The organism is Streptomyces sp. NPDC102451, assembly GCF_044765485.1.
In the GTDB taxonomy this organism is placed as follows: domain Bacteria; phylum Actinomycetota; class Actinomycetes; order Streptomycetales; family Streptomycetaceae; genus Streptomyces.
The window spans coordinates 512688-539193 of sequence record NZ_JBIWKD010000001.1; the positions used below are offsets into that span (position 1 = coordinate 512688).

The 26506-nt window shown below is 69.4% G+C and carries 24 protein-coding genes; 16 read left to right on the forward strand and 8 right to left on the reverse strand.

Annotation, left to right across the window (positions count from 1 at the left end):
- Positions 1 to 56 precede the first annotated feature (56 nt).
- From ACIRD8_RS02460 to ACIRD8_RS02470, 3 genes are all read right to left on the reverse strand, one after another.
- Entirely contained in the window at positions 57 to 1130 is a 1074-nt protein-coding gene (locus ACIRD8_RS02460) for a S1C family serine protease (RefSeq protein ID WP_403985151.1), read from the reverse strand.
- 105 nt (positions 1131 to 1235) lie between these two features.
- Positions 1236 to 1970 (reverse strand): class I SAM-dependent methyltransferase, encoded by a 735-nt coding sequence (locus tag ACIRD8_RS02465; RefSeq protein WP_403985633.1) that lies wholly within the window; start codon positions 1968 to 1970, stop codon positions 1236 to 1238.
- 59 nt (positions 1971 to 2029) lie between these two features.
- Positions 2030 to 2629, reverse strand: a complete 600-nt coding sequence (locus ACIRD8_RS02470) for a DUF3043 domain-containing protein (RefSeq protein WP_124276868.1) — start codon at positions 2627 to 2629, stop codon at positions 2030 to 2032.
- A gap of 296 nt (positions 2630 to 2925) precedes the next feature.
- Here ACIRD8_RS02470 and ACIRD8_RS02475 point away from each other — a divergent pair, with 296 nt between their 5' ends.
- The 5 genes from ACIRD8_RS02475 to ACIRD8_RS02495 all read left to right on the forward strand — a co-directional run bounded on the left by ACIRD8_RS02475 (position 2926) and on the right by ACIRD8_RS02495 (position 9414).
- Entirely contained in the window at positions 2926 to 3708 is a 783-nt protein-coding gene (locus tag ACIRD8_RS02475; protein WP_014156668.1) for a PspA/IM30 family protein, read from the forward strand.
- Between the two features lie 10 nt (positions 3709 to 3718).
- Complete coding sequence (locus ACIRD8_RS02480; RefSeq protein WP_033299956.1) at positions 3719 to 3997, forward strand: hypothetical protein; 279 nt, start codon at positions 3719 to 3721, stop codon at positions 3995 to 3997.
- Between the two features lie 129 nt (positions 3998 to 4126).
- Positions 4127 to 5386: a sensor histidine kinase gene (locus ACIRD8_RS02485; RefSeq protein ID WP_403985153.1), complete on the forward strand. Its 1260-nt coding sequence runs from the start codon at positions 4127 to 4129 to the stop codon at positions 5384 to 5386.
- Complete coding sequence (locus tag ACIRD8_RS02490; protein WP_403985155.1) at positions 5383 to 6072, forward strand: response regulator; 690 nt, start codon at positions 5383 to 5385, stop codon at positions 6070 to 6072. Before ACIRD8_RS02485 ends, ACIRD8_RS02490 begins: the two co-directional genes overlap by 4 nt.
- A 186-nt stretch (positions 6073 to 6258) precedes the next feature.
- Positions 6259 to 9414, forward strand: coding sequence for an efflux RND transporter permease subunit (locus tag ACIRD8_RS02495; protein WP_403985157.1), 3156 nt, complete (start codon positions 6259 to 6261; stop codon positions 9412 to 9414).
- A gap of 79 nt (positions 9415 to 9493) precedes the next feature.
- On the opposite strand, the gene nadA is transcribed toward ACIRD8_RS02495, so the two are convergent.
- Positions 9494 to 10681 carry a quinolinate synthase NadA gene (gene nadA, locus ACIRD8_RS02500; protein ID WP_403985159.1) on the reverse strand — a complete coding sequence of 396 codons (1188 nt, stop codon included), beginning with the start codon at positions 10679 to 10681 and terminating at the stop codon, positions 9494 to 9496.
- A 221-nt stretch (positions 10682 to 10902) separates the two neighbouring features.
- Here nadA and ACIRD8_RS02505 point away from each other — a divergent pair, with 221 nt between their 5' ends.
- On the forward strand, positions 10903 to 11259 hold the full coding sequence (locus tag ACIRD8_RS02505; RefSeq protein WP_056784314.1) for an iron-sulfur cluster assembly accessory protein: 357 nt from the start codon (positions 10903 to 10905) through the stop codon (positions 11257 to 11259).
- Positions 11260 to 11335: 76 nt separating this feature from the next.
- Here ACIRD8_RS02505 and ACIRD8_RS02510 read toward each other — a convergent pair whose 3' ends face one another.
- Positions 11336 to 12769: a hypothetical protein gene (locus ACIRD8_RS02510; protein WP_403985161.1), complete on the reverse strand. Its 1434-nt coding sequence runs from the start codon at positions 12767 to 12769 to the stop codon at positions 11336 to 11338.
- Between the two features lie 138 nt (positions 12770 to 12907).
- Complete coding sequence (locus tag ACIRD8_RS02515) at positions 12908 to 13120, reverse strand: hypothetical protein (RefSeq protein WP_403985163.1); 213 nt, start codon at positions 13118 to 13120, stop codon at positions 12908 to 12910.
- Positions 13121 to 13280: 160 nt separating this feature from the next.
- Here ACIRD8_RS02515 and ACIRD8_RS02520 point away from each other — a divergent pair, with 160 nt between their 5' ends.
- Positions 13281 to 14255: a carbohydrate kinase family protein gene (locus ACIRD8_RS02520; protein WP_403985165.1), complete on the forward strand. Its 975-nt coding sequence runs from the start codon at positions 13281 to 13283 to the stop codon at positions 14253 to 14255.
- Between the two features lie 25 nt (positions 14256 to 14280).
- Here the strand turns inward: ACIRD8_RS02520 and ACIRD8_RS02525 are convergent, their stop codons facing one another.
- A complete protein-coding gene (locus tag ACIRD8_RS02525) occupies positions 14281 to 15663 on the reverse strand; it encodes a cysteine desulfurase/sulfurtransferase TusA family protein (protein ID WP_403985167.1) in 1383 nt (460 codons plus the stop codon).
- Between the two features lie 272 nt (positions 15664 to 15935).
- Here ACIRD8_RS02525 and coxB point away from each other — a divergent pair, with 272 nt between their 5' ends.
- The 4 genes from coxB (at position 15936) to ACIRD8_RS02545 (ending at position 20425) form a co-directional block, all read left to right on the forward strand.
- Entirely contained in the window at positions 15936 to 16904 is a 969-nt protein-coding gene (gene coxB, locus ACIRD8_RS02530) for a cytochrome c oxidase subunit II (RefSeq protein ID WP_403985169.1), read from the forward strand.
- Positions 16901 to 18637 (forward strand): cytochrome c oxidase subunit I, encoded by a 1737-nt coding sequence (gene ctaD / locus ACIRD8_RS02535; protein WP_403985171.1) that lies wholly within the window; start codon positions 16901 to 16903, stop codon positions 18635 to 18637. Before coxB ends, ctaD begins: the two co-directional genes overlap by 4 nt.
- Positions 18634 to 19032, forward strand: coding sequence for a cytochrome c oxidase subunit 4 (locus ACIRD8_RS02540; protein ID WP_403985173.1), 399 nt, complete (start codon positions 18634 to 18636; stop codon positions 19030 to 19032). The genes ctaD and ACIRD8_RS02540 overlap by 4 nt, the downstream gene beginning before the upstream one ends.
- 130 nt (positions 19033 to 19162) lie before the next feature.
- The gene (locus tag ACIRD8_RS02545; RefSeq protein ID WP_403985175.1) at positions 19163 to 20425 is read left to right on the forward strand and encodes an Ig-like domain-containing protein; all 1263 of its coding nucleotides are present in this window, start codon (positions 19163 to 19165) and stop codon (positions 20423 to 20425) included.
- Positions 20426 to 20487: 62 nt separating this feature from the next.
- Here ACIRD8_RS02545 and ACIRD8_RS02550 read toward each other — a convergent pair whose 3' ends face one another.
- A complete protein-coding gene (locus ACIRD8_RS02550; RefSeq protein WP_403985177.1) occupies positions 20488 to 20889 on the reverse strand; it encodes a hypothetical protein in 402 nt (133 codons plus the stop codon).
- 197 nt (positions 20890 to 21086) lie between these two features.
- Here ACIRD8_RS02550 and ACIRD8_RS02555 point away from each other — a divergent pair, with 197 nt between their 5' ends.
- From ACIRD8_RS02555 to trpD, 5 genes are all read left to right on the forward strand, one after another.
- Positions 21087 to 21707, forward strand: coding sequence for a heme-copper oxidase subunit III (locus ACIRD8_RS02555; protein ID WP_014045480.1), 621 nt, complete (start codon positions 21087 to 21089; stop codon positions 21705 to 21707).
- 55 nt (positions 21708 to 21762) lie between these two features.
- Complete coding sequence (locus ACIRD8_RS02560; RefSeq protein ID WP_403985179.1) at positions 21763 to 22572, forward strand: c-type cytochrome; 810 nt, start codon at positions 21763 to 21765, stop codon at positions 22570 to 22572.
- Entirely contained in the window at positions 22569 to 23621 is a 1053-nt protein-coding gene (locus ACIRD8_RS02565) for a Rieske 2Fe-2S domain-containing protein (RefSeq protein WP_403985181.1), read from the forward strand. Before ACIRD8_RS02560 ends, ACIRD8_RS02565 begins: the two co-directional genes overlap by 4 nt.
- Positions 23618 to 25243, forward strand: coding sequence for a cytochrome bc complex cytochrome b subunit (locus tag ACIRD8_RS02570; RefSeq protein WP_403985183.1), 1626 nt, complete (start codon positions 23618 to 23620; stop codon positions 25241 to 25243). The genes ACIRD8_RS02565 and ACIRD8_RS02570 overlap by 4 nt, the downstream gene beginning before the upstream one ends.
- Positions 25244 to 25366: 123 nt before the next feature.
- Positions 25367 to 26431, forward strand: a complete 1065-nt coding sequence (gene trpD / locus ACIRD8_RS02575; RefSeq protein ID WP_403985185.1) for an anthranilate phosphoribosyltransferase — start codon at positions 25367 to 25369, stop codon at positions 26429 to 26431.
- Positions 26432 to 26506: the final 75 nt, after the last annotated feature.

Here is a 26506-nt window from a genome sequence, read left to right on the forward strand (position 1 = left end):
CCCGGTGTCCGGGCGGGCCACCCGCCCCCGGGTGGCCCCGCGCCCCTGAACGGCTCTCAGATCTCGCCCAGGGTGACCTCGGCCTTCTTCGCCGAGTCCCCCCGCGTGTACGTCACCGTGACCTTCCGGCCCGGCTTCTCGGCGGCCAGGGCCTCCGAGAGCGAGGTGATCGTCGTGACCCGGGCGTCGCCGAGCCGGGTGATGACGTCCCCGACGCGCAGGCCGGCCTTCTTCGCGGCCCCGTCCTCCTGGACGCTGACGATCGCGACACCGGCGGGCCGGTAGTCGTCGTCGACGACGGTGCGGCCCGTGATGTCCAGGGCGGCCCGGCCCGAGTCGGTGACCTTTCCCGACGTGATGATCTGGTCGGCGACCGTCCGCACCATCGAGACGGGGATCGCGAACCCGATGCCGGGTGCGGCGCCGCCTCCCTGCTCCGAGTCGGTCGCCGCGAGGGTCGGGATGCCGATGACCTCGCTGTCGAGGTTCACCAGGGCGCCGCCGCTGTTGCCCGGGTTGATGGCCGCCGAGGTCTGCACCATGTCGGCGAGCGTCGCCCCGGTGCCGCCGCCCGAGCTGCTCTCGCTGACGGTCCGCCCCACGGCCGAGACGATGCCCTGGGTGACGCTGCTGGACAGGCCGAGCGGCGAGCCCATCGCCAGGACGATCTGCCCCACCTCTACCTTCTCGGTGTCCCCGAACTTCGCGGCCCGCAGCCCGTCGGGGACGTCGTCGAGCTTGACGACGGCCAGGTCCTGCTCCGGATAGGAGGAGACCAGGGACGCCTTGAGCACCTTCTCGCCGGTGGCGACGCTGACGTCGAAGGTCTTCTCGCTGCCCACGACATGGGCGTTCGTGACGATGTGGCCCTTGTCGTCGTAGACGATGCCCGAGCCGAGCGCGTCCCCGGCGCCGATCTGCACGACGGAGGGCAGCACGTCCCTGATGACGGTCTGGTACTGGTCCTCCAGGTCGCCCGCGGACCGGACCGCCGCCGCCTGCTGGGCCGGTGCGGCGGACGGGGCCGGGCCCGGCCCCGCGCAGCCGCCCGCCAGGGCGATCACGGTGGCGCCGGCCGCCAGGGGAGTGAGCGAGCGGCGTACCCGGCTGCGGGAAGGGATTGCGTCCATGCCCGGAGTATCGCCAGGGCCCGGTGCCGACGGCCTGCGCTGGTGGGCCGATCAGGCGTACGACGGCCTCAGGTGTACGACGGCATCGGGTCTACGGCGGGTGGTTCAGCCGCGTACGCCGCACAGGTGCAGCAGCGCCGCCACCCCGCGGTACGGATCGGTCCGCCCCGCCCGGTCCTCGGCCGCGAACACCCGGGCCAGCTCCTCGGGGCCGGGCAGCTCCGCGTCGTTGCTCACGTTGTCCGTGAAGACCCGCACGCCGTACCAGGCGTGCAGCGGGGCCGCGATCCCCGCGAGGGTGGCCCGCAGCACCTCGAGCCGGTCGGCCCTGACGTCGAGGCCGAGCCTGTTCGTGTACGTGTCCGTGTCGAACGCCGCGAGAGCCGCGTCGAAGTCGCCCGCCGTCCCCGGGCGCATCGCGAGCGCGTCCGCGTTCCGCACGAGCAGGGAGAGCAGCCCGCCCGGTGCCAGCATCCGGGCCAGGCCCGCAAGCAGCGGGTCCGGCTCGGGGACGTACATCAGCACGCCGTGGCAGAGCACCACGTCGAAGCTGCCGGGCAGGAAGTGCACCCCGGTGTCACGGCCGTCGCCCTCGATGAGCCGCACCCGCTCCCGGATGCCCTCGGGCTCGCCCGCCAGGGACTCCCGCGCGGTCCGCAGCATCTCGCCGTCGGACTCCAGGCCCGTCACGGAGTGCCCGGCCCGCGCCAGGCGCAGCGCCTGCGTGCCCTGGCCCATGCCGACGTCGAGCACCCGCAGACGCTGCCCCACGGGATAGCGCGCGGCTATCTGCTCGTCGAGCTGCCGGGCGACGAGCTCCTGGCGGACCGTGTTGCGCAGTCCGCCGAGCCCGCCCAGCCACTGGGCGGACACCCCCGTGAAGCCGGAGGTCTCCGTGCTCAGGGCCGCTCTCCGCGCTTGACCTGGGGCTTGGGAAGACGCAGCCGGCGCATCTGGAGCGTACGCATCAGGCCGTAGGCCACCGCGCCGCGCTTCGGGGTGTCCGGGAAGCGCTGGGCCAGCTGCTTCTTCAGACGGAACCCGAGGCCGATGGAGTCGACGACGATCAGCACGATCACGCCGAGCCAGAGCAGCAGCGAGATGTTCTGGATGTTCTGGACCTGGATCACGCTGAGGATCAGGATGATCACTGCGAGCGGAAGGAAATACTCCGCGATGCAGAAGCGCGAGTCCACGAAGTCACGGACGAAGCGGCGCACGGGCCCCTTGTCACGCACCGGCAGATAGCGCTCGTCGCCGGACGCGAGAGCCTCCCGCTGCCGGGCCATGTCGGCCCGGCGTGCTTCACGCTGGCGCTTCGCGGCCTCCTTGCGGTCGGTCGGCGCACCGCTGGAGGCACGTCGGCGCTGCGTCTGGGCATCGCTGCGCTTGGGGGTGGGGCGACCCTTCGGAGCCTGGGGGTCGCGGGGCTGCTTGGAGAGGTCCGCCGTCACCTTGCCGGTGGGGGCCTTCTCTTCCTTGGAACGGCTACGGAACACAAAACCCAAGGGTACGGGGTCGGCCGCGACTCCCGGGGACCGGGCGGGAACGATCCGGCAACGGCCTGCGTCCTGAAAAGTGTCCCGACAGGGGCAGAACGGACGTTGTCGACGTCATCCCTGATGGTCGTCTACTCCCTGGGCGGGAGCGGTCACCGTCGGCAGTCGTCCTTGCGGAGGACCACATCCGTGCTCGAACAGTGCGGTAATGGAGACAGGGCCCGTACTGTGGGTTCTGTTGGAGTGCTGGAGCTCAGTCCGTCAGAAGGGGGCGCGCGAAGCCCATGAGCGGTGTCATGAAGCGTATGGGAATGATCTTCCGCGCGAAGGCAAACAAGGCCCTTGACCGGGCCGAGGATCCGCGCGAGACCCTCGATTACTCGTACCAGAAGCAGCTCGAACTGCTTCAGAAGGTGCGCCGCGGTGTCGCCGATGTGGCGACGTCGCGCAAGCGTCTGGAGCTGCAGCTGAACCAGCTGCAGGGCCAGTCGTCCAAGCTGGAGGACCAGGGCCGCAAGGCACTCGCGCTCGGCCGCGAGGACCTGGCCCGCGAGGCGCTGTCCAGGCGCGCCGCCCTCCAGCAGCAGGTCACGGACCTGGAGACGCAGCACCAGACGCTGCAGGGTGAGGAGGAGAAGCTCACTCTCGCGGCCCAGCGGCTGCAGGCCAAGGTCGACGCCTTCCGGACCAAGAAGGAGACCATCAAGGCCACCTACACCGCCGCCCAGGCCCAGACCCGGATCGGCGAGGCCTTCTCCGGCATCTCCGAGGAGATGGGCGACGTCGGCCTGGCGATCCAGCGGGCCGAGGACAAGACGCAGCAGCTCCAGGCGCGTGCGGGAGCCATCGACGAGCTGCTGGCCTCCGGTGCCCTCGACGACCCGTCCGGCACGGCGAAGGACGACATCGCCGCCGAGCTGGACCGGATCTCCGGTGGTACGGATGTAGAACTGGAACTGCAGCGCATGAAGGCCGAGCTGGCCGGCGGTTCCGCCGGGCAGCAGCAGGCCATCGAGGGCGGCGCCGAGGACGCGGCACCGCAGTCGCAGCAGTCCCCGCACAAGTTCGACAAGCAGTGAGGGCGGCGTCATGATCGTACGGATCATGGGGGAGGGCCAGGTCGTACTGGCCGACAGTCATGTCGCCGAGCTGAACAAGCTCGACGACATACTCCTCGCGGAGATGGAGAGCGGTGACGGACCCGGCTTCCGCACCACGCTCCACGCTCTCCTGGACAAGGTGCGCGAGCTCGGCTCGCCCCTCCCCGACGACTCCCTGGAGCCGTCGGAACTGATCCTTCCGGCACCTGACGCCACCCTCGAAGAGGTGCGCTCCATGCTCCGCGACGACGGGCTCATCCCCGGCTGACCGGGGCTGCCCGCTCCGCACTCCCACGATGCCCCGCCCGGCCCGTCCGGCGCGGGGCATCGTGCTGCGACGCCCTCAGGACACCTGTCCGGACCGCCCCCTCGACGGCACGCCGTACCGTAGTCCGACGTGACCACCCTCGGAACCGGGCTCGTGCGCGCCCGCCGCTGGCTGCGCGGCCATCCCCTCGCCTTCGACGGTGGCCTCGCCGTGGCCGTGCTCGTCTGCATGATCTGCGCGTCGTTCGCCGAGCCGGACCCGGGCCACGGGCCGGTCCTCGGAGCCAGGACGCCCGGAGCGGCCAGCGTGCTGCTGATGGTGCTCGCCGCCGCGGCGCTCGTCCTGCGCCGGCGGCGGCCCGTGGCGGTGCTCGCGGTGACCGGGCTGCTGTCCGCCGTCGAGTTCCTCCTGATGGATCCGCCCGCACCCGTGGTGATGAGCGCGGTCGTCGCGCTCTTCGCCGTCGCGGCCGGCACCGACCGCCCCACCACCTGGCGGGCCGCCCTGCTGACCATGGGGGTGCTGACCGTGGCCGCGATGGTGGTCGGCTCGACGCCCTGGTACAGCCAGGAGAACCTCGGCGTGCTCGCCTGGACCGGCCTGGCCGGGGCCGCGGGAGACGCCGTACGCAGCAGACGCGCGTTCATCGACGCGATCAGGGAACGGGCCGAACGCGCGGAGCGCACCCGTGATGAGGAGGCCCGCCGCAGGGTCGCGGAGGAGCGGCTGCGGATCGCCCGCGACCTGCACGACGTCGTCGCCCACCACATCGCCCTGGTCAACGTCCAGGCCGGCGTGGCGGCCCATGTCATGGACAAGCGGCCCGACCAGGCGAAGGAGGCGCTCGCCCACGTACGGGAAGCCAGCCGCTCCGCCCTGAACGAACTGCGGGCCACGGTCGGGCTGCTCCGTCAGTCCGGCGACCCGGAGGCGCCCACGGAACCCGCCCCGGGGCTCGCCGTCCTCGGCAGCCTGATCGACACCTTCCGCAACGCCGGGCTCCCCGTCGAGGTCGCCTGCACCGACCCGGACAGCCCGCTGCCCGCGGCGGTCGACCTCGCGGCCTACCGGATCATCCAGGAAGCCCTGACCAACGTGCGCAAGCACGCGGGCGCCGGTGCGAAGGCCGAGGTGAGCGTCGTACGGGTCGGGGGGACCGCGGAGGTCACCGTGCTCGACAACGGCAGGGGAGCCGGCCCCGCCCCGGCCGACGGCGGCAGGCACGGTCTGATCGGCATGCGCGAGCGCGTCACCGCGCTGGGCGGCACCCTCACGGCGGGGCCCCGTTACGGAGGCGGATTCCGGGTCCATGCGATCCTGCCCGTCACGTCCCGCACGCGCGAACCGGACAGGCCGGGCACGGCGGGGATCAGGGGGGGATGCGCATGACGCCCATCAAGGTGCTGCTCGCCGACGACCAGGCACTGCTGCGCAGCGCGTTCCGGGTGCTGGTCGACTCCGAACCCGACATGCGGGTCGTCGGCGAGGCCGCCGACGGGGCGGAGGCCGTGGCCCTGGCCCGTTCGACCCGCGCCGACGTCGTGCTGATGGACATCCGGATGCCGGGCACCGACGGACTCGCCGCCACCCGGATGATCAGCGCGGACCCGGACCTGGCAGGCGTACGGATCGTCATGCTCACCACCTTCGAGGTGGACGAGTACGTGGTGCAGTCCCTGCGCGCGGGGGCCTCCGGCTTCCTGGGCAAGGGCGCGGAGCCGGACGAACTGCTCAACGCCATCCGTGTCGCCGCGGCCGGTGAGGCGCTGCTCTCCCCGGTCGCGACCAAGGGCCTCATCGCCAGCTTCCTCGCCCAGGGCGGCAGCGCCGCGGAGAACCCGGACGGCACCGAGTACACCGAGCGCCTCGCCGCGCTCACCGGGCGGGAGCGGGAGGTGCTCGTCCAGGTCGCCGGCGGACACTCCAACGACCAGATCGCCGAGAGGCTCGTCGTCAGCCCGCTCACCGTCAAGACCCATGTGAACCGGACCATGGCGAAACTGAGGGCGCGGGACCGGGCGCAATTGGTCGTCATTGCCTACGAATCGGGTCTGGTCCGCCCCAGGGTGGAGTGACGGGTGGAGCCGGGGCTACTCCAGCTGCGGTATGCGCGGGACAGGAAAGCAACCCGGGGGCCGACGTTTTCGCTCGGCGAACCGGCGATCGTATAGACGGGCGGGCTGTGTCCCCGCTGTGTCCGCCGAAGTGGGCACCGCACAGCCGCCCACCTGCCGCGTACGCCACAGAAGAGAGACCCACCCATGTCCTGGCTGTCCAGATTCAGCCTCGCGCAACGGGCCCTGATCGGGCTGATCTCGATCGTCGCGCTCGTTTTCGGAGCGATCGCGATCCCGCAGCTCAAGCAGCAGCTGCTGCCCACCATCGAACTGCCGATGGTGTCGGTGCTGGCGCCCTACCAGGGTGCGTCCCCCGATGTGGTCGAGAAGCAGGTCGTCGAACCCCTCGAGAACGCCATCAAGGCCGTCGACGGTGTCGAGGGCATCACCTCGACCGCCAGCGAGGGCAACGCCGTCGTCATGGCGACCTTCGACTTCGGCGACGAGGGCACGAAGCAGCTCGTCGCCGACATCCAGCAGGCAGTGAACCGCGCCCGCATCCAGCTGCCCGACGATGTGGACCCGCAGGTCATCGCTGGCTCCACGGACGACATCCCGACCGTTGTCCTCGCCGTCACCTCCGACAAGGACCAGCAGGCGCTCGCCGACCAGCTGGACCGCACGGTCGTCCCGGCGCTCGAGGACATCGACGGCGTGGGACAGGTCGCCGTCGACGGCGTCCAGGAACTCCAGGTCTCCGTCGTCCCCGACGACAAGAAGCTCGCCGCGGCCGGCATGAACGCCGGCTCGCTGGCCCAGGCCCTCCAGGCCGGCGGCGCCACCGTCCCGGCCGGCTCCTTCTCCGAGTCGGGCAAGAGCCGCACCATCCAGGTGGGCGGCTCCTACACCTCGCTCCAGCAGATCGAGGACCTGAAGGTCTCCGCCGCCGACCCGGCGTCGGGGGGAGCCGGCAAGCCGGTCCGCGTCGGTGACATCGCCACGGTGAAGCAGGAGCCGTCCACGGCGGTCTCCATCACCCGTACGAACGGCAAGCCGAGCCTCGCAGTGATGGCGACGATGGACAAGGACGGCAGCGCCGTCGCCATCTCGGACGCCGTCCAGGACAAGCTCCCCGACCTGCGCAAGGACCTCGGCGCGGGCGCCGAGCTGACCGTGGTCTCCGACCAGGGGCCCGCCGTCTCCAAGGCGATCTCCGGTCTGACCACCGAGGGTGCGCTCGGCCTGCTCTTCGCGGTCGTGGTGATCCTGGTGTTCCTCGCGTCGATCCGCTCGACGCTGGTCACCGCGGTCTCCATCCCGCTCTCCGTGGTCCTCGCGCTGATCGTGCTCTGGACCCGCGACCTGTCGCTGAACATGCTGACCCTGGGCGCGCTGACCATCGCGATCGGCCGCGTCGTCGACGACTCGATCGTGGTCCTGGAGAACATCAAGCGGCACCTCGGCTACGGCGAGGAGCGCCAGTCGGCGATCATCACCGCGGTCAAGGAGGTGGCCGGCGCGGTCACCTCGTCCACGCTCACCACCGTCGCGGTCTTCCTGCCCATCGGCCTGGTCGGCGGCATGGTCGGCCAGCTCTTCGGCTCGTTCTCCCTGACCGTCACGGCGGCCCTGCTGGCCTCCCTGCTGGTCTCGCTGACTGTGGTCCCGGTCCTCTCGTTCTGGTTCCTGCGGGCCCCCAAGGGCACCGCCGCAGACCCGGACGAGGCGCGCCGCAAGGCCGAGGAGAAGGAAGCCGCCAGCCGGCTCCAGCGGATCTACGTCCCGGTGCTGCGCTTCGCCACCCGGCGCCGCGTCACCAGCATCGTCATCGCCTTCGTGGTCCTGTTCGGCACCTTCGGCATGGCCCCCCTGCTGAAGACGAACTTCTTCGACCAGGGCGAGCAGGAAGTCCTCTCCATCAAGCAGGAGCTGACCCCCGGCACCAGCCTGGCCGCGGCCGACGAGGCCGCGCAGAAGGTCGAGAAGGTCCTCGCCGCCGACAAGGGTGTCGAGGACTACCAGGTCACCGTCGGCTCCTCCGGCTTCATGGCGGCCTTCGGCGGCGGCACGGGCGCCAACCAGGCCTCCTACCAGGTCACCCTGAAGGACTCGGCGGACTTCGACGCCACCCAGGACCGCATCGACGAGGCCCTGGGCAAGCTCGACGGCATCGGGGACACCACGATCGCCGCGGGCGACGGCTTCGGCAGCCAGGACCTCAGCGTCGTGGTCAAGGCCGCCGACGCCGACGTCCTGAAGAAGGCCTCCGAAGCGGTACGCAGCGAGGTCGCCGAACTCAAGGACGTCACCGATGTCCAGAGCGACCTGGCGCAGAGCGTCCCGCGTATCTCGGTCAAGGCCAACGACAGGGCGGCCGACGCCGGATTCAACGAGACCACCCTCGGCGCGGCGGTCGCGGGCGCGGTGCGGGGCACCCCGTCCGGCAAGGCGATCATGGACGACACCGAGCGTGACGTCGTCGTGAAGTCGTCCAGCCCGGCCACCACGATGGCTGAGCTCAAGGCCCTTCAGCTCGGTCCGGTGAAGCTCGGCCAGATCGCCGACGTCGAGCTGGTCCCCGGCCCGGTCTCGATGACCCGGATCGACGGCCAGCGCGCGGCGACGATCACCGCCAAGCCGACCGGCGACAACACGGGCGCGGTCAGCACCTCGCTCCAGACGAAGATCGACGCCCTGGACCTCCCGGAGGGCGCCACCGCGACCATCGGTGGTGTCTCCGAGGACCAGAACGACGCCTTCATGAAGCTGGGCCTGGCCATGCTGGCGGCCATCGCGATCGTCTTCATGCTGCTGGTGGCCACCTTCCGGTCGCTCATCCAGCCGCTGATCCTGCTGGTCTCCATCCCCTTCGCGGCGACGGGCGCCATCGGCCTCCTGATCGTCACCGGCACCCCGATGGGCGTCCCGGCGATGATCGGCATGCTGATGCTGATCGGCATCGTGGTGACCAACGCGATCGTGCTGATCGACCTGATCAACCAGTACAGGTCGCAGGGCATGGGCGTCGTCGAGGCGGTCGTCGAGGGCGGCCGTCACCGGCTCCGCCCGATCCTGATGACGGCGCTGGCGACGATCTTCGCCCTGCTCCCGATGGCGCTCGGCGTCACGGGCGAAGGCGGGTTCATCTCCCAGCCGCTGGCGGTCGTGGTGATCGGCGGTCTGATCACCTCCACGCTGCTGACCCTGCTCCTGGTGCCGACGCTCTACGCGATGGTCGAACTCCGCAAGGAGCGCCGCGCCAAGAAGAAGGCGGCCAAGCGCGAGGCGAAGTCCGGCGCGGCGGCCCCCGGCGAGGCGGAGGAAGCCACCTCCGAGGAGCCGGAGCCCGCAAAGGCCTGACACTCCCCGCGAGTCACACAGGAAGGCCCCCGACGCCGAACAACGGCATCGGGGGCCTTCCTCCCGTCCGGGCGTTCCGCTACGGCAGCGCCAGCATCCGCTCCAGCGCGAGCTTCGCGAACTTCTCGGTCTCGGGGTCGACCTGGATCCGGTTGACCAGGTTCCCCTCGGCCAGGGACTCCAGCGTCCACACCAGGTGCGGCAGGTCGATCCGGTTCATCGTCGAGCAGAAGCACACCGTCTTGTCGAGGAAAACGATTTCCTTGTCCTCGGCGGCGAAACGGTTCGCCAGTCGGCGCACCAGATTCAGCTCCGTGCCGATCGCCCACTTGGAGCCGGCCGGGGCCGCCTCCAGGGCCTTGATGATGTATTCCGTCGAGCCGACATAGTCCGCGGCCGCCACGACCTCGTGCTTGCACTCCGGGTGCACCAGTACGTTGACGCCGGGGATCCGCGCCCGTACGTCCTCGACCGACTCGACCGAGAAGCGGCCGTGGACCGAGCAGTGCCCGCGCCACAGGATCATCTTCGCGTTCCGCAGCTGCTCGGCGGTGAGGCCGCCGTTCGGCTTGTGCGGGTTGTACAGGACGCAGTCCTCCAGGGTCATCCCCATGTCCCGTACGGCCGTGTTACGGCCCAGGTGCTGGTCGGGGAGGAAGAGGATCTTCTCGCCCTGCTCGAACGCCCACTCCAGCGCCCGCTTCGCGTTGGACGAGGTGCAGATCGTGCCGCCGTGCTTACCGGTGAAGGCCTTGATGTCGGCCGAGGAGTTCATGTACGAGACGGGCACGACCTGGTCGGCGACCCCCGCCTCGGTCAGCACGTCCCAGCACTCGGCGACCTGCTCCGCGGTGGCCATGTCGGCCATTGAGCAGCCGGCGGCCAGGTCCGGCAGGACGACCTTCTGGTCGTCGCCCGTCAGGATGTCCGCGGACTCGGCCATGAAGTGCACACCGCAGAAGACGATGTACTCCGCCTCGGGCCGCGCCGCCGCGTCCCGGGCCAGCTTGAAGGAGTCGCCGGTGACGTCCGCGAACTGGATGACCTCGTCGCGCTGGTAGTGGTGCCCGAGCACGAAGACCTTGTCCCCGAGCTTCTCCTTGGCGGCACGGGCCCGCTCCACCAGGTCCGGGTCGGACGGGGAGGGCAGGTCGCCGGGGCATTCGACCCCGCGCTCGCTCCGCGGGTCGGCCTCGCGGCCGAGCAGCAGAAGGGCGAGGGGCGTGGGCTGGACATCCAGGGGCTGGGCGGTGGTCACGACACGCACCCTTTCTTTTCTGCGAAACGCCTTTTCGTCTAATTGACGTTATCTATCATAACCGCTTCGTGTCAGCTTGACGATGTCCATAGCGTCGATGTGACGCATCCCCCCGCGCATGCGGTGTGCGAGCATGAAGGGGAACAGACACGCGCCTGGCCCGGAATGAATCCGCGGCCCCGATGGTTGGACCGTCGGCAAGCAGTCCGTACAACCCGGGAGAGAAGCAGATGTCCGTATCGGACGAGACCACCACCGTGAGCGACGGCATCCTCCTGTCCGACGCCGCCGCAGACAAGGTCAGGACCCTGCTCGAGCAGGAGGGCCGGGACGACCTCGCACTGCGCGTCGCCGTGCAGCCCGGAGGCTGCTCGGGCCTGCGGTACCAGCTCTTCTTCGACGAGCGCTCGCTCGACGGGGACGTCGTGAAGGACTTCGGCGGCGTCAAGGTCGTCACGGACCGGATGAGCGCCCCGTACCTGGGCGGCGCCTCCGTCGACTTCGTGGACACCATCGAGAAGCAGGGCTTCACGATCGACAACCCGAACGCCACGGGCTCCTGCGCCTGCGGTGACTCCTTCAGCTGAACCCTGAGTCGTACGACAGCGGCGGCGCTCCCGGAATCCGGGAACGCCGCCGCTGTCGTCTGCGCGGGCGGTCGCGTCAGCCGCGCGGCACCGGCTCGCCCGTCCCGGCGTCGACCACCTTCCGGCCGTCCAGCGGCTCATCCAGCGTCACCGTCCGGGTCAGCTCCTTGGCGATCATGATGCAGGCCCTGCCGGGGTCCGGCTTCGACTCGGTGACCGTGATCCGCACCGTCGAGCCGTCCTCCGTGGCACGGGCCGCGTAGGTGCTGCACACGCCGCCCCAGAACGTGACGTCCAGCGTCCGCCCGTCCGCGCTGTACGCGATGAGGCTCGGGCCCTTGCCCTGCGGGTCCTTCGTGGGCTCCGGGGCCGGCCGGGTGCTCTCCGGCGCCAGATGGTCCGGGTCCACCGCGACCTGGACGACCGTGCTCGCGGGGCCGCCCCCGGCGGGCTCCACGGAGAAGAGCCACGAGGGTACGAGGATCTGCTCGCCGTCCGCGTACTGCGCCGCGAGCCCGAACCGGGCCTTCCCGACCGTCATCGTGGTGGCCGGCGGGGTCCCGCCGCAGTCGGCCTTCGGCGAGGCCGGATCGCCCTCCAGCGGCTCCGGGGTCGCGCAGTCGCCGACGCCGGACTTCGCGGCGCGCCGGCTCTCCGCGTTCAGCTGCTTCAGCGCGTCGTCCGCGCCGGTCACCGGATAGCTGTCGCCCTTCTCCAGGCCCTTCAGATGCCCGCTGCCGCCGACGATCTCGCCCCCGGCACCCACCTGGATCCCGGTCGACCAGCCGTAGGTCGGCAGGCCGTCCACCACGGGGTCGGCGTTGACCACCCGTACGGAACCCATCAGCTGGTCCGCGTCGAGCGCGGCGCCGTCCTGCCCCACGGCCTTCAGTACCGGCACCGCCGCGGCCTTCGCCGCCTTCTCGCCGACGGGGGAGCCGGACGCGGGGGACCGGTCCTGCTTCGCGCAGGTCGGCCCGGACCCGCACGCGTCCGGGCCGCCGGAGCCGTACCGGGCGAACGTCCAGGTCCCGGGCGCCTGCTTGGTCACCCTCAGGAACGGCCCGGAACCGTCGCCGTCGCTCCCGACCTTCCAGGCCGTGCCTTCCGTACGCGGTGTTCCCTGCACCCCGAGGGCCTTCGCGAGGCGTGCCACCTCCGCCGAGGTCACGGTGCCGGTCGCGCGGTGGACGGCGGCCTCGTCCGGGCCGTCGGGCAGCTCGCCCGAGGCGCGGTACACGGTCCCGCCGCCATGGGGGTCCGGCTCACCCGGCGCGATGCCCGGGGGCGCCGACGGGCTGTCCGCGCGGTCCAGCGCGAGCAGCGGAGGGGAGCCGTCCCCGGCCGCAGCCCGGCCCGCGTCCGTACCGCCGTCCCCCGAGGCAGTCGATGCCCAGTACTCCGCCCCGCCCCCGGTCAGCAGCACGGCTGCCGCCACCGAGGCCACGGCGAGCGGCGAGCGCCGCCGCCGGGGGCCGGTCACGTCATTCTCGGGTCGCTCGGTGCTCACCGGATCGCTCCTTCGGCTGCCTGGCCGTCACTGGCGCATCATCCGTCCCCGGGGCGGGGACACCGGTGGGACGGGCCAGGGGAGCGGGCGGTTCCCCCGTATGCGCGGGGAACCGCCTCGGAGCCTTCGGAGTCCCGCTCAGTCCCCGTAGTCGGACATGCCGTCGATCAGGCGGGCCGAGGACGGCGGCACCCTGACCCCGTGGATGCGGGAGGGCTCCACCGGCTTCGCGGCGGTCTTCGCGGGTACGACCCAGTGCGGCGCCATCCGCGCGCAGTCACCGCGCAGCTCGGCCAGGCTCATCTCGGACTCTCGCGGTACGGACTCACGCGGAACGACGGTGTTCGACATATCCGCACCGTATGCACAGGAGCACCCAGGTAGAAAGACCTACTATCGGGTAGTTTTGCCCCTTCAGGCATGGTGGCGTCACCGGGTAGCGTGAACTGTCACGCCGTCCCGGAGGGCGCGCTCACGCGTTCCCTTCGCCTTCCGCAGGAGCAGCCACCCCGTGCGCATCGCAGTCACAGGCTCCATCGCCACAGACCACCTCATGACCTTCCCCGGCCGATTCGCCGACCAGCTGGTCGCGGATCAGCTGCACACGGTCTCGCTCTCCTTCCTGGTCGACAACCTCGACGTGCGACGCGGCGGAGTCGGAGCCAACATCGCCTTCGGCATGGGCGTGCTCGGCACGCAGCCGATCCTCGTCGGTGCCGTAGGCGCCGACTTCGACGACTACCGCGCCTGGCTCGACCGGCACGGCGTCGACACCGACTCCGTCCGGGTCTCCGAGGTCCTGCACACGGCGCGCTTCGTCTGCACGACGGACTCCGACCACAACCAGATCGGCTCCTTCTACACGGGCGCCATGAGCGAGGCCCGGCTGATCGAGCTCAAGAGCGTTGCCGACCGCGTCGGCGGCCTCGACCTCGTCTCGATCGGGGCCGACGACCCCGAGGCGATGCTCCGCCACACCGAGGAGTGCCGCTCGCGGGGCATCCCGTTCGCCGCGGACTTCTCGCAGCAGATCGCCCGGATGGACGGCGAGGAGATCCGGATCCTCCTCGACGGCGCGACGTACCTCTTCTCCAACGAGTACGAGAAGGGGCTCATCGAGTCCAAGACCGGCTGGAGCGACGAGGAGATCCTGTCCAGGGTCGGCCACCGCGTCACGACCCTCGGCGCCCGCGGCGTCCGCATCGAGCGGGCCGGCGAGGACACCGTCGAGGTCGGCTGCGCCGAGGAGGAGCGCAAGGCCGACCCGACCGGCGTCGGCGACGCCTTCCGGGCCGGTTTCCTCTCCGGCCTCGCCTGGGGCGTGAGCCTGGAGCGCGCCGCCCAGGTCGGCTGCATGCTCGCGACCCTGGTCATCGAGACCGTCGGCACCCAGGAGTACACCCTGCGCCGCACCCACTTCATGGACCGCTTCACCAAGGCCTACGGGGACGAGGCGGCCTCGGAGGTCCGTAAGCACCTCTCCTGACGGACCGGGCGCACGCGATACGGGCTCAGAGGAGCCGGCGGACCACATAGGCCGAGCCGCGGTCCGCCGGCTCCTCGCCCACGTACTCCTGTTCGCGCATCGTGCACCAGGCCGGAATGTCGAGGCGGGCGGCCTCGTCGTCCGAGAGCACCGTCACCGTGCCGCCCACGGGTACCTCTCCGATCACCTTTGCGAGTTCGATCACCGGGATCGGGCAGCGCCTGCCCAGCGCGTCGACCACGAGCGAGGCCCGCGGTGCCGGGGAGGGCGCGGACGGAGCCGGTGCGCCGAGCTTCTCCCGCACCTCGGCGACCACACCCGGCAGTACGTCGAGGAAGCGGCCGACCTCTTCCCGCGTCGTCCGGGCCGGAAGCGACACCCGGATGTTCCCCTCCGTGAGGACCCCCATCGCCTTCAGGACATGGCTGGGCGTCAGCGTGCTGCTCGTGCAGGACGATCCAGACGAAACGGAGAATCCGGCCCGGTCCAGCTCATGGAGCAATGTCTCTCCGTCGACATAGAGACAGGAGAAGGTGACCAGATGCGGAAGCCGCCGCACCGGATCACCGACCACCTCCACGTCGGGGACCAGGGACGCCACCGCGGCCCGGATCCGGTCCACGAGGGCGCGCAGCCGCTCGGCCTCCGACTCGGCGTCCGCGCGCACCGCCCGCAGCGAGGCCGCGGCCGCCACGATCGCCGGGATGTTCTCGAAACCGGCGGCCCGCCCCGACTCCCGCTCGTCGACGGGGCCTTGGGGTGCGAACCGGACCCCCTTGCGTACGGCGAGCAGCCCGACCCCGGCCGGCCCGCCCCACTTGTGGGCGCTCGCGGCCAGCAGCGACCAGCGGCCCGGTACCGGCCCCCAGCCCAGCGACTGCGCGGCGTCCACCAGCAGCGGCACGCCCGCCTCGGCGCAGATCTCGGCGGTCTCCACCACCGGCTGCTCGGTCCCCACCTCGTGGTTGGCGGACTGCAGGCAGGCCAGCGCGGTGTCCGGCCGCAGGGCCCGGTCGTACGCCGAAGGGTCCACCGCCCCGGTCCGGTCCACCGGCACCTCGGTGAACGACCCCCCGGCCGCTTCGAGGGCGGCGGCCGAGTGGAGCACCGAGGAGTGCTCGACGGCCGAGAGCACCAGATGGCGGCCGACACGCCGACGCCCGGACAGCACGCCGGCGATCGCCGAGTGCACCGCCCGGGTGCCGGACGAGGTGAAGACGAGCTCGTCCGGGCGGCAGCCGACGGCCTCCGCCGCGGTCTCCCTGGCCGCGTCCAGGAGCAGCGCGGCCCGCCGCCCCTCGCGGTAGAGCCGGGCGGGATCGGCCCAGCCCTCGTCGAGTGAGGCTTGCAGCGCCTGGCGGGCGACGGGGTGCAGGGGGGCGGAGGAAGCCGCGTCGAAGTAGGGCACGCCGTCACGCTAGCCCGCGCGGCCGCGCGAGGAGGCGGCCGGCCGTGGTCACGGTGGGGAGAGGGGGCGTCAGATGGCGGCCGGAGGCTCGCATTCCATCCCTTCGGGGTGTCGTGCGGCGCGTTGGGCACCCTCCCCGCGCGGCCCCAAATAGCGTCCAGTAGGGTTTGGTCCGCATAAACATCCAAACCCCTGCCCGCGTCAGGGCCGGCGACCGACCAAGTGAGACGGCCGCGCCGACCGTGCGGGCGAGACTCTCGGGAAGGCGCTACGTGAGTCCCAACGGCTCCGACCGCTCGTCGCGGCGCCCGATGCGGCGGAAGCTGCCGCAGGTGCTGACTGCGGGCCTGGTCCTGGCGACGGCCTCCGGTTGTTCATACAACTGGGAGGATTTTCCCCGCCTCGGAATGCCCACCCCGGTAACGGAAGAGGCCCCTCGGATCCTCTCCCTCTGGCAGGGCTCGTGGGCGGCAGCGCTCGCCACGGGCGTCCTTGTCTGGGGGCTGATCATCTGGAGCGTCATCTTCCACCGGCGAAGCAGGACCAAGGTGGAGGTACCGCAGCAGACCAGGTACAACATGCCTATCGAGGCGTTGTACACAGTGGTCCCCCTCATCATCGTCTCGGTGTTCTTCTACTTCACCGCGCGCGATGAGTCGAAGCTCCTCGAGCTCAGCCCGAAGCCGGCCCACACCATCAACGTGGTCGGCTACCAGTGGAGCTGGGGCTTCAACTACATCGAGAACGTGGAGGGCGAGCCCTCCACCGGCAACGAGATCCCCAAGGAGCTCGACGCCATCCCCGACAAGTTCCGGAAGGACTTCCCCGCGGACGCCAACGGCGTCTACGACGTGGGCATCCCCGGTACGCGTAACCCGCAGAACGGCAACCCGGGTCCGACCCTGTGGCTGCCGAAGGGTGAGAAGGTCCGTTTCATCCTGACTTCGCGTGACGTCATCCACTCCTTCTGGGTGGTGCCGTTCCTCATGAAGCAGGACGTCATCCCGGGCCACACCAACTCCTTCGAGGTCACGCCGAAGAAGGAGGGCACCTACATGGGTAAGTGCGCCGAGCTCTGCGGCGTCGACCACTCCCGGATGCTCTTCAACGTCAAGATCGTCTCTCCCGAGCGTTACCAGCAGCACCTCAAGGAGCTGGCGGAGAAGGGTCAGACGGGCTACGTGCCGGCAGGCATCGAGCAGACGGACCCGGCCAGGAATGCGGAGACGAACAAACTGTGAGCATCCTCAATGAATCCCAGGGTGCCGCGGCAGCAGACGACTCGTTCGAGGACGAGCTGCCGGTGCGGCGCAAGCAGCCGGGGAGTGTCGTCGTCAAGTGGCTGACCACCACCGACCACAAGACGATCGGCACGATGTACCTGGTCACATCGTTCGCCTTCTTCTGCATCGGTGGCCTCCTGGCGCTCTTCATGCGCGCCGAGCTGGCCCGTCCGGGTACGCAGATCATGTCGAACGAGCAGTTCAACCAGGCGTTCACGATGCACGGCACGATCATGCTGCTGATGTTCGCGACGCCGCTGTTCTCCGGGTTCGCGAACTGGATCATGCCGCTGCAGATCGGCGCGCCCGACGTGGCGTTCCCGCGGCTGAACATGTTCGCGTACTGGCTGTACCTCTTCGGTTCGCTGATCGCGGTGGCCGGCTTCCTCACCCCGCAGGGTGCGGCCGACTTCGGCTGGTTCGCCTACTCCCCGCTGTCGGACGCCGTCCGCTCGCCGGGTGTCGGCGCCGATATGTGGATCATGGGTCTGGCCTTCTCCGGCTTCGGCACGATCCTCGGCTCGGTCAACTTCATCACCACGATCATCTGCATGCGCGCCCCCGGCATGACGATGTTCCGTATGCCGATCTTCACCTGGAACGTCCTGCTGACCGGTGTCCTGGTCCTGCTGGCCTTCCCGGTCCTCGCCGCCGCGCTCTTCGCGCTGGAGGTGGACCGAAAATTCGGCGCACATATCTTCGATGCGTCCAACGGCGGCGCATTGCTCTGGCAACACCTCTTCTGGTTCTTCGGCCATCCAGAGGTGTACATCATCGCGCTACCATTCTTCGGAATCATTTCCGAAATTATTCCGGTGTTCAGCCGCAAGCCGATGTTCGGCTACATCGGCCTCATCGCGGCGACCATTTCCATCGCCGGCCTTTCGGTGACGGTGTGGGCGCACCACATGTACGTCACGGGCGGCGTGCTGTTGCCGTTCTTCTCGTTCATGACATTCCTCATCGCGGTACCGACCGGTGTGAAGTTCTTCAACTGGATCGGGACGATGTGGAAGGGGTCGTTGTCCTTCGAGACACCGATGCTCTGGTCGGTCGGCTTCCTGATCACCTTCGCCTTCGGTGGTCTGACCGGCGTGATCCTGGCCTCGCCGCCGCTGGACTTCCACGTCTCCGACTCGTACTTCGTCGTCGCGCACTTCCACTACGTCGTCTTCGGCACCGTGGTCTTCGCGATGTTCGCCGGATTCCACTTCTGGTGGCCGAAGTTCACCGGCAAGATGCTGGACGAGCGGCTCGGGAAGATGACCTTCTGGACGCTGTTCATCGGCTTCCACGGCACCTTCCTGGTGCAGCACTGGCTCGGTGCCGAGGGCATGCCGCGTCGGTACGCGGACTACCTCGCCGCCGACGGCTTCACCGCCCTGAACACGATCTCGACGATCTCCTCGTTCGTGCTCGGACTGTCGATGCTTCCCTTCATGTACAACGTCTGGAAGACCGCCAAGTACGGCAAGAAGATCGAGGTCGACGACCCCTGGGGCTACGGCCGTTCGCTCGAATGGGCGACGTCCTGCCCGCCCCCGCGGCACAACTTCCTCAGCCTGCCGAGGATCCGTTCCGAATCGCCGGCGTTCGACCTGCACCACCCGGAGATCGCGGCACTCGAGCAGCTCGATCACCTGTCCGAGGGTGACAAGGTCCTCGTCGGTGGCAAGGAGGACGGCAAGTGAAGATCCAGGGCAAGCTCTTCCTCTGGCTGAGCGTCTTCCTGCTGGCCATGGCCGTCACGTACGGCGTGTGGTCCAAGGAGCCGGTCGGCACCACGGCACTGGTCCTGGCCTTCGGACTGGCCATCATGATCGGCTTCTACCTGGCCTTCACGGCCAACAGGGTCGACGCGATGGCCCAGGACAACAAGGAAGCCGACATCGCGGACGAGGCCGGTGAGGTGGGCTTCTTCTCCCCGCACAGCTGGCAGCCGCTCTCGCTGGCCATCGGTGGCGCCTTCCTCTTCATGGCCGTCGTCTTCGGCTGGTGGCTGGCCTACTTCTCGGCCCCGCTGCTCCTGATCGGCCTCTTCGGCTGGGTCTTCGAGTACTACCGGGGAGAGAACCGCACCCAGTAGTGCCCGACACGCCCTCACCGGGCGAGTCGCACCCGTACGGGGGCCCGGTCCGCTCAGCAATGAGCGGGCCGGGCCCCCGTTTGCAGTCATTGAACGCGCTGGATCGGATGAATCTTCTTAGCGTGGGTTCATGAACCACACGCCGCGCATCCGCACCGTAGTGAGCTGCACTCTGCTGGTCGTGACCCTGGTAGCGGGTGCGACCGCCTGTGGCGAGCCCGACGGCCATCAACTGTCCCTGGAGCCCTACGACGCCGCCGACCTGATCTCCTTCAACGGTCCGGCCGAGAACAAGAAGGCCGACCCCGACAAGCCACTCGAAGCCACCGTCAAGGACGACGACGCGAAGATCACGGACGTGACGGCCATCGACACCGAGGGCCGCCACCTGGCCGGCGAACTCGACGCCGACGGCAAGCGGTGGCATTCCACCACCCCGCTCGCGGCCGGCACCCGATACACCGTCAAGGTCTCCACCGAGAACGGCGACGGCGCTCCCGGCAGCCGTACGTACGCCTTCGGCACCGCCGCGGCCAAGAAGTTCCTGAAGGTCACCTTCGGCCCGCAGGCGGGCACCTACGGCGTCGGACAGCCCCTCACAGCGGAACTCAGCGCTCCGGTCGCCGACAAGGCCTCACGGGCCACCGTGGAACGCGGGCTGCAGGTCCGGTCCGCCCCCGCCGTCACGGGCTCCTGGTACTGGGTCGACGACAAGACCCTGCACTACCGCCCCAAGGAGTACTGGCCCGCCGACGCCACCATCGACGTCCGCAGCAACCTCAAGGGCATCAAGGTCACCAACGCCCTGTACGGGGCCGCCGCCAAGCCCCTGAAGCTCCGCACCGGGGACCGCATAGAAGCGATCACCGATGCCTCGGACCACTCCATGACCGTTCTGCGCAACGGTGAAGTGATCAACACCCTGCCGGTCACCACCGGCAAGCCCGGCTTCGACACCCGCAACGGCGTCAAGGTGGTGCTGGCCAAGGAACAGTTCGTACGCATGCGCGGTGAGAGCATCGGCATCTCCGCCGGCTCCTCGGAGTCCTACGACCTGCCCGTCTACTGGGCCACACGCGTCACCTGGAGCGGCGAGTACGTCCACGCGGCGCCCTGGTCGACGGGTTCGCAGGGCAACGCCAACGTCAGCCACGGCTGTACGGGGATGAGCACCGCCGACGCCGAATGGTTCTTCGAAACCGTACGCGAGGGCGACATCGTCAAGGTCGTCGGGAGCGACGGCGAGACGATGACGCCGTTCGACAACGGCTTCGGCGACTGGAACCTGGCCTGGGACGCCTGGCAGAAGGGCAGCGCCCTGCACGGCGGCTCCACGCCCGACCCCGACTCCGGCACCGACGTCCGGACGGCGCGGCTGCGCCCCCAGGTCTGACCCGGCCGGGAGTGCGCCGCGCCCCGGAAGAACACCGCGGAGGGGTTCGGGGCCCCTCCGCCTCAGGCCTCCACGGCCAGCCTGTGGCGCAGCAGCGAGGCCAGGGCGTCCGCGAAGTCGACCGGGTCCACCGGATGCGTCACAGCGGCGTCCGCACGGCTCCACGTGGCCAGCCAGGCGTCCTGCGGGCGTCCGATCAGCAGCAGCACGGGCGGGCAGTCGAAGACCTCGTCCTTGATCTGCCGGCAGACGCCCATGCCGCCCGCGGGAGCCGTCTCGCCGTCCAGCACGCAGACGTCGACGCCGCCCCGTCCCAGGGCGCTCAGGACGGCGGGCAGGGTGGCGCACTCCAGGAACTCCACCGGCGGCACGTCCGCCGCAGGCCTCCGCCCGGCTGCCAGCCTCACCTGCTCGCGGGTGTTGGCGTCGTCGCTGTAGACCAGGACCGTGGCGGTCGGCTGCATTGTTCCTCCGTGACGTCTGTGTTCTCGGGGGCTCTCGGGGCTCTGCGGGCATGAACCGATGGGCGGATCGTACTCCGGCGGACTGCCTGTCAGCACCGGTGAAGTCAGCGATTCGATGGGCCGTTCGGTGCGGACACACCCCACTGACACACCGAACGGCACCCCCCGGAGTGAGGGCGGGATAAGCGACCGACATAATGTCGGTCGTGGCGACAGCAACGACAGTAGAAACCGGGCACGCGCACCCGTCGGTCAATCGGCCGAACCTCACCAGCGTCGGAACCATCATCTGGTTGAGTTCCGAGCTGATGTTCTTCGCGGCCCTCTTCGCGATGTACTTCACCCTGCGATCGGTGATGGGACCCGATCACTGGAAGGAGATGGCTCACCATCTGAACTTCCCGTTCTCGGCGACGAACACCACGATCCTGGTGCTTTCCTCTCTCACCTGCCAGCTCGGCGTATTCGCCGCGGAGCGGGGCGATGTGAAGAAGCTCCGCACCTGGTTCATCATCACGTTCGTGATGGGTGCGATCTTCATCGGAGGCCAGGTCCTCGAGTACACCGAGCTGGTCAAGGAGGCGGGTCTCTCCCTGTCCTCCGACCCGTACGGTTCGGTGTTCTACCTGACGACCGGCTTCCACGGTCTGCATGTGACAGGCGGTCTCATCGCCTTCCTGCTCGTCCTGGGCAGGACATACGCGGCCTCGAGATTCACCCATGAGCAGGCCACCGCCGCCATCGTCGTGTCCTACTACTGGCACTTCGTCGATGTCGTCTGGATCGGCCTGTTCGCCACGATCTACATGATCAAGTAACCGGGCTCGCACCCACCCATCATCGACGCAGAAGATCCTGACACCGGGGTAATCCGTGAAAAAGCTCTCCGCACGACGACGCCATCCGCTGGCGGCGGTCGTCGTACTACTCCTCGCGCTGGCGGCTACCGGGGGGCTGTACGCCGCGTTTGCGCCTGCGGGTAAGGCGCAGGCCGACGAAACCGCCCAGTCCCTCGCCATCGACGAGGGCAAGAAGCTCTACTCCGTGGGCTGCGCCAGCTGCCACGGATCCGGCGGTCAGGGCACCACCGACGGGCCGTCCCTCGTGGGCGTCGGCTCCGCCGCCGTCGACTTCCAGGTCGGTACCGGACGCATGCCGGCTCAGCAGCCGGGCGCCCAGGTCCCGAAGAAGAAGGTCATCTACAGCCAGGCCGAGATCGACCAGCTCGCGGCGTACGTCGCGTCCCTGGGCGCCGGTCCGATCACGCCCACCGGAAGCCAGGTCGACCCTGCCGGCGCGGACGTGGCCAAGGGCGGTGACCTGTTCCGCACCAACTGCGCGCAGTGCCACAACTTCACCGGAAAGGGCGGCGCGCTGACGAACGGCAAGTACGCCCCGGACCTCGAAGGCGTGAGCCCGAAGCACATCTACGAGGCCATGCAGACCGGCCCGCAGAGCATGCCCTCCTTCCCGGACAGCACCATGCCCGAGCAGGAGAAGAAAGACATCATCGCGTACATCAAGACCGTCAACGGTGATGAGTCCGAAGACCCCGGCGGCCTCTCGCTCGGTGGCCTCGGCCCCGTCAGTGAAGGTCTCTTCGGCTGGATCTTCGGCCTGGGCGGCCTGGTCGCCATCGCCGTATGGGTCGCGGCCCACACCGCTAAGGCCAAGAAGTCATGAGTAGCCAACAGATTCCAGAAGAGAACCTGCCGGTAGAGCAGGGCACCGCGCACGGCGCGGTAGAGGGTGCGGGCGACCCGTTCGCCGACCCGGGGCTGCCGGCCCACAAGCCGCGCATCCAGGACATCGACGAACGGGCTGCGAATCGCTCCGAGCGAGCCGTCGCCTTCCTGTTCACGCTGTCCATGCTGGCGACGGTCGGCTTCATCGCCTCGTACGTCATCTTCCCGGTCGACAAGATCGTCTACATCTGGCCGTTCGGCCATGTGAGCGCGCTCAACTTCTCCCTGGGGCTGACCCTGGGTCTGGCCCTCTTCCTCATCGGCGCGGGCGCCGTCCACTGGGCGCGCACCCTGATGTCCGACGTGGAGGTGGCCGACGACCGTCACGCCATCGAGGCGACGCCCGAGGTCAAGGCCAAGGTCATGGCCGACTTCGCGGACGGTGCGCGGGAGTCCGCGATCGGACGGCGGAAGCTGATCCGCAACACCATGTTCGGTGCGCTGGCCCTGGTGCCGCTCTCCGGTGTGGTGCTGCTGCGCGACCTCGGTCCGCTGCCGGAGAAGAAGCTCCGCAAGACCCTGTGGGCCAAGGGCAAGCAGCTCGTCAACATGAACACCATGGAGCCGCTGCGCCCCGAGGACGTCGTCGTCGGTTCGCTGACCTTCGCCATGCCCGAGGGCCTGGAGGAGGACGCGCACGACTTCCAGACGCAGATCGCCAAGGCCGCCCTGATGATCATCCGGATCGAGCCGGACAACATCAAGGACAAGCAGGAGCGTGAGTGGGCCCACGAGGGAATCGTGGCCTTCTCCAAGATCTGCACCCACGTCGGCTGCCCGATCAGCCTGTACGAGCAGCAGACGCATCACGTGCTCTGCCCGTGCCACCAGTCCACCTTCGACCTCTCCGACGGCGCCCGCGTCATCTTCGGTCCGGCCGGTCACCCCCTTCCGCAGCTGCGGATCGGTGTGAACAGCGAGGGCAACCTCGAGGCGCTCGGTGACTTCGAAGAGCCCGTCGGTCCTGCCTTCTGGGAGCGCGGATGAGTACTGCGACGGAAACACAGCGCAAGGCGCCCGCCGGTGAGCGGGTGGCCGACTGGGCGGACGGCCGGCTCGGCATCTACGGCCTGGCCAAGGCCAACATGCGCAAGATCTTCCCGGACCACTGGTCCTTCATGCTCGGTGAGATCTGCCTCTACAGCTTCATCATCATCATCCTCACGGGTGTGTATCTGACGCTGTTCTTCCACCCCAGCATGAACGAGGTCGTCTACCACGGCTCGTACGAGCCGATGCAGGGCATCCGGATGTCCGAGGCCTACGCCTCGACGCTGGACATCAGCTTCGACGTCCGCGGTGGTCTGCTCGTCCGGCAGATCCACCACTGGGCAGCGGTGATCTTCCTCGCCGGCATGTTCGTGCACATGTTCCGGGTGTTCTTCACCGGCGCGTACCGCAAGCCGCGTGAGATCAACTGGCTGTTCGGCTTCCTGCTGTTCGTCCTCGGCATGTTCACCGGGTTCACCGGCTACTCGCTCCCGGACGACCTGCTCTCCGGCACGGGTGTGCGCTTCACGCAGGGCGCCATCCTGTCGATGCCGATCGTGGGCACGTACATCTCGATGTTCCTGTTCGGCGGGGAGTTCCCCGGCGGCGACATCATCGCCCGGTTCTACTCGATCCACATCCTGCTGCTGCCGGGCATCATGCTCGGGCTCGTGGTCGGCCACCTCATCCTGGTCTTCTTCCACAAGCACACCCAGTTCGCGGGTCCGGGCCGTACGAACAAGAACGTCGTCGGCATGCCGCTGCTGCCGGTGTACATGGCCAAGGCCGGCGGGTTCTTCTTCCTGGTCTTCGGCTTCATCGCCATCATCGCGGGCATCGCCTCGATCAACCCGATCTGGGCGCTCGGCCCCTACCGTCCCGACCAGGTGTCCACGGGCGCCCAGCCGGACTGGTACATGGGCTTCGCCGAAGGCTTCGTCCGTGTGATGCCCGGCTGGGAGATCAACCTCTGGGGCCACACGCTGGTCCTCGGTGTGCTGATCCCGCTGGTCCTGTTCGGTGTGATCCTGGCGGCGCTCGCGCTCTACCCGTTCATCGAGTCCTGGATCACCGGGGACAAACGCGAGCACCACATCCTGGACCGGCCGCGCAACGCTCCGACCCGGACGGCGCTCGGTGTCGCCTGGGTGACGATCTACTTCGTCATGCTCATCGGCGGCGGCAACGACATCTGGGCGACCCACTTCAGCCTGTCGCTCAACGCGATCAGCTGGTTCGTCCGGATCGCGTTCTTCGTCGGACCGGTCCTGGCGTTCGTCGTCACCCGGCGGATCTGCCTCGGCCTCCAGCGCCGGGACAAGGAGAAGGTGCTGCACGGACGCGAGTCCGGCACCATCAAGCGCCTGCCGCACGGTGAGTTCGTCGAGATCCACGAGCCGCTCGGCCAGGGGCAGCTGCACACGCTCACGGCGCACGAGCAGTACAAGCCGCTCGAGATCGGCCCGACGGTCGACGAGAACGGTGTCGAGCGCAAGCCGTCGGCGCTGCAGAAGCTGCGGGCCAGGCTCAGCAGGAGCTACTACGGCGAGGACAACCAGATCGCCAAGCCCACCGCCGAGGAGTACAAGGAGATCACCAGCGGCCACGGCCACCACTGATCACCTCAGCTGAACGCCACAGCGGGAGCCCCGTCCATCCGATGGACGGGGCTCTTCGCTGTCCCCGGGGCTGGATAGGGTGGGAGGCATACGTGTATCGGCTGTGGACCCCAGGAGCGGACCATGAACGTTGTGACCCAGGACGGCGGCGACAGCGTGGCGGCCCGTACCTGGCCCGGCGTGCTGACCCCCCTCCTGCGCGGTGAGCACCTGGGCGCGGACGACACCGCGTGGGCCATGGACCGCATCATGAGCGGCGAGGCCACCGACGTGCAGATCGCCGGCTTCGCGATCGCCCTGCGGGCCAAGGGCGAGACCGTCGACGAGGTCACCGGACTCGTCCGCGCCATGTACGAGCACGCCCACACCATCGAGGTGCCCGGCCGTACGGTCGACATCGTGGGCACCGGCGGCGACATGGCCAAGACGGTCAACATCTCCACCATGTCGGCCATCGTCGTCGCGGGGACGGGCGCCAAGGTCGTCAAGCACGGCAACCGTGCCTCCTCCTCGGCCAGCGGGGCCTCCGACGTACTGGAGAAGCTCGGCGTCAATCTCGAACTGACGCCGCAGCGCGTCGTCGCCGTCGCCGAGGAAGCGGGCATCACCTTCTGCTTCGCGGTCAAGTTCCACCCCGCCCTGCGGTATGCCGCCAGGGCGCGCAAGGAGCTCGGCACGCAGACCACGTTCAACATCCTGGGCCCGCTCACCAACCCGGCCCGGGTGCGCTCCCAGGCCATCGGCGTCGCCGACCCGAAGATGGCGCCCATCGTCGCCGGCGTGCTGGCGGACCGGGGGAACTCGGCGCTCGTCTTCCGGGGGGACGACGGCCTCGACGAGCTGACCACGACGGCCACCTCGCGGGTGTGGATCGTCCGCGACGGCGCCGTCCGCGAGCAGGCCTTCGACCCGCGTGACGTCGGCCTGGAGCTGGTTCCCGTCGAGGCGCTGCGCGGCGCCGACTCCGCGTACAACGCGGACGTGGCCCGCCGGCTGCTGGACGGGGAGACCGGCCCCGTACGGGACGCGGTGCTGCTCAACACCGCTGCCGCGCTGGTCGCGCTTGACCCGGGCGCGGGCACGCTGGAGGAGCAGCTCTCGGCCGGGATCGCGCGGGCCGCCGAGTCCATCGACTCGGGGGCGGCCAAGGGCGCGCTGGAGCGCTGGGTGGCGGCCAGCAACGCCTGAGCGCGCACGGTGTGAGCCAGGGCGCAGTCCGGATCGCGGACTGCGCCCTTGCGCGTCACCGTGGGTATGGCAAGA

Bases quoted from the DNA above. Each gene is read 5' to 3' on its own strand.
- ACIRD8_RS02550 (WP_403985177.1), bottom strand. From the start codon at position 20,889: ATGCAGCCGACCGCCACGGTCCTGGTCTACAGCGACGACGCCAACACC.
- ACIRD8_RS02495 (WP_403985157.1), top strand. From the start codon at position 6,259: ATGTCCTGGCTGTCCAGATTCAGCCTCGCGCAACGGGCCCTGATCGGG.
- ACIRD8_RS02545 (WP_403985175.1), top strand. From the start codon at position 19,163: ATGAACCACACGCCGCGCATCCGCACCGTAGTGAGCTGCACTCTGCTG.
- ACIRD8_RS02505 (WP_056784314.1), top strand. From the start codon at position 10,903: ATGTCCGTATCGGACGAGACCACCACCGTGAGCGACGGCATCCTCCTG.
- ACIRD8_RS02475 (WP_014156668.1), top strand. From the start codon at position 2,926: ATGAAGCGTATGGGAATGATCTTCCGCGCGAAGGCAAACAAGGCCCTT.
- ACIRD8_RS02565 (WP_403985181.1), top strand. From the start codon at position 22,569: ATGAGTAGCCAACAGATTCCAGAAGAGAACCTGCCGGTAGAGCAGGGC.
- ACIRD8_RS02570 (WP_403985183.1), top strand. From the start codon at position 23,618: ATGAGTACTGCGACGGAAACACAGCGCAAGGCGCCCGCCGGTGAGCGG.
- ACIRD8_RS02460 (WP_403985151.1), bottom strand. From the start codon at position 1,130: ATGGACGCAATCCCTTCCCGCAGCCGGGTACGCCGCTCGCTCACTCCC.
- ACIRD8_RS02515 (WP_403985163.1), bottom strand. From the start codon at position 13,120: ATGTCGAACACCGTCGTTCCGCGTGAGTCCGTACCGCGAGAGTCCGAG.
- ACIRD8_RS02480 (WP_033299956.1), top strand. From the start codon at position 3,719: ATGATCGTACGGATCATGGGGGAGGGCCAGGTCGTACTGGCCGACAGT.
- ACIRD8_RS02555 (WP_014045480.1), top strand. From the start codon at position 21,087: ATGTCGGTCGTGGCGACAGCAACGACAGTAGAAACCGGGCACGCGCAC.
- ACIRD8_RS02490 (WP_403985155.1), top strand. From the start codon at position 5,383: ATGACGCCCATCAAGGTGCTGCTCGCCGACGACCAGGCACTGCTGCGC.
- trpD (WP_403985185.1), top strand. From the start codon at position 25,367: ATGAACGTTGTGACCCAGGACGGCGGCGACAGCGTGGCGGCCCGTACC.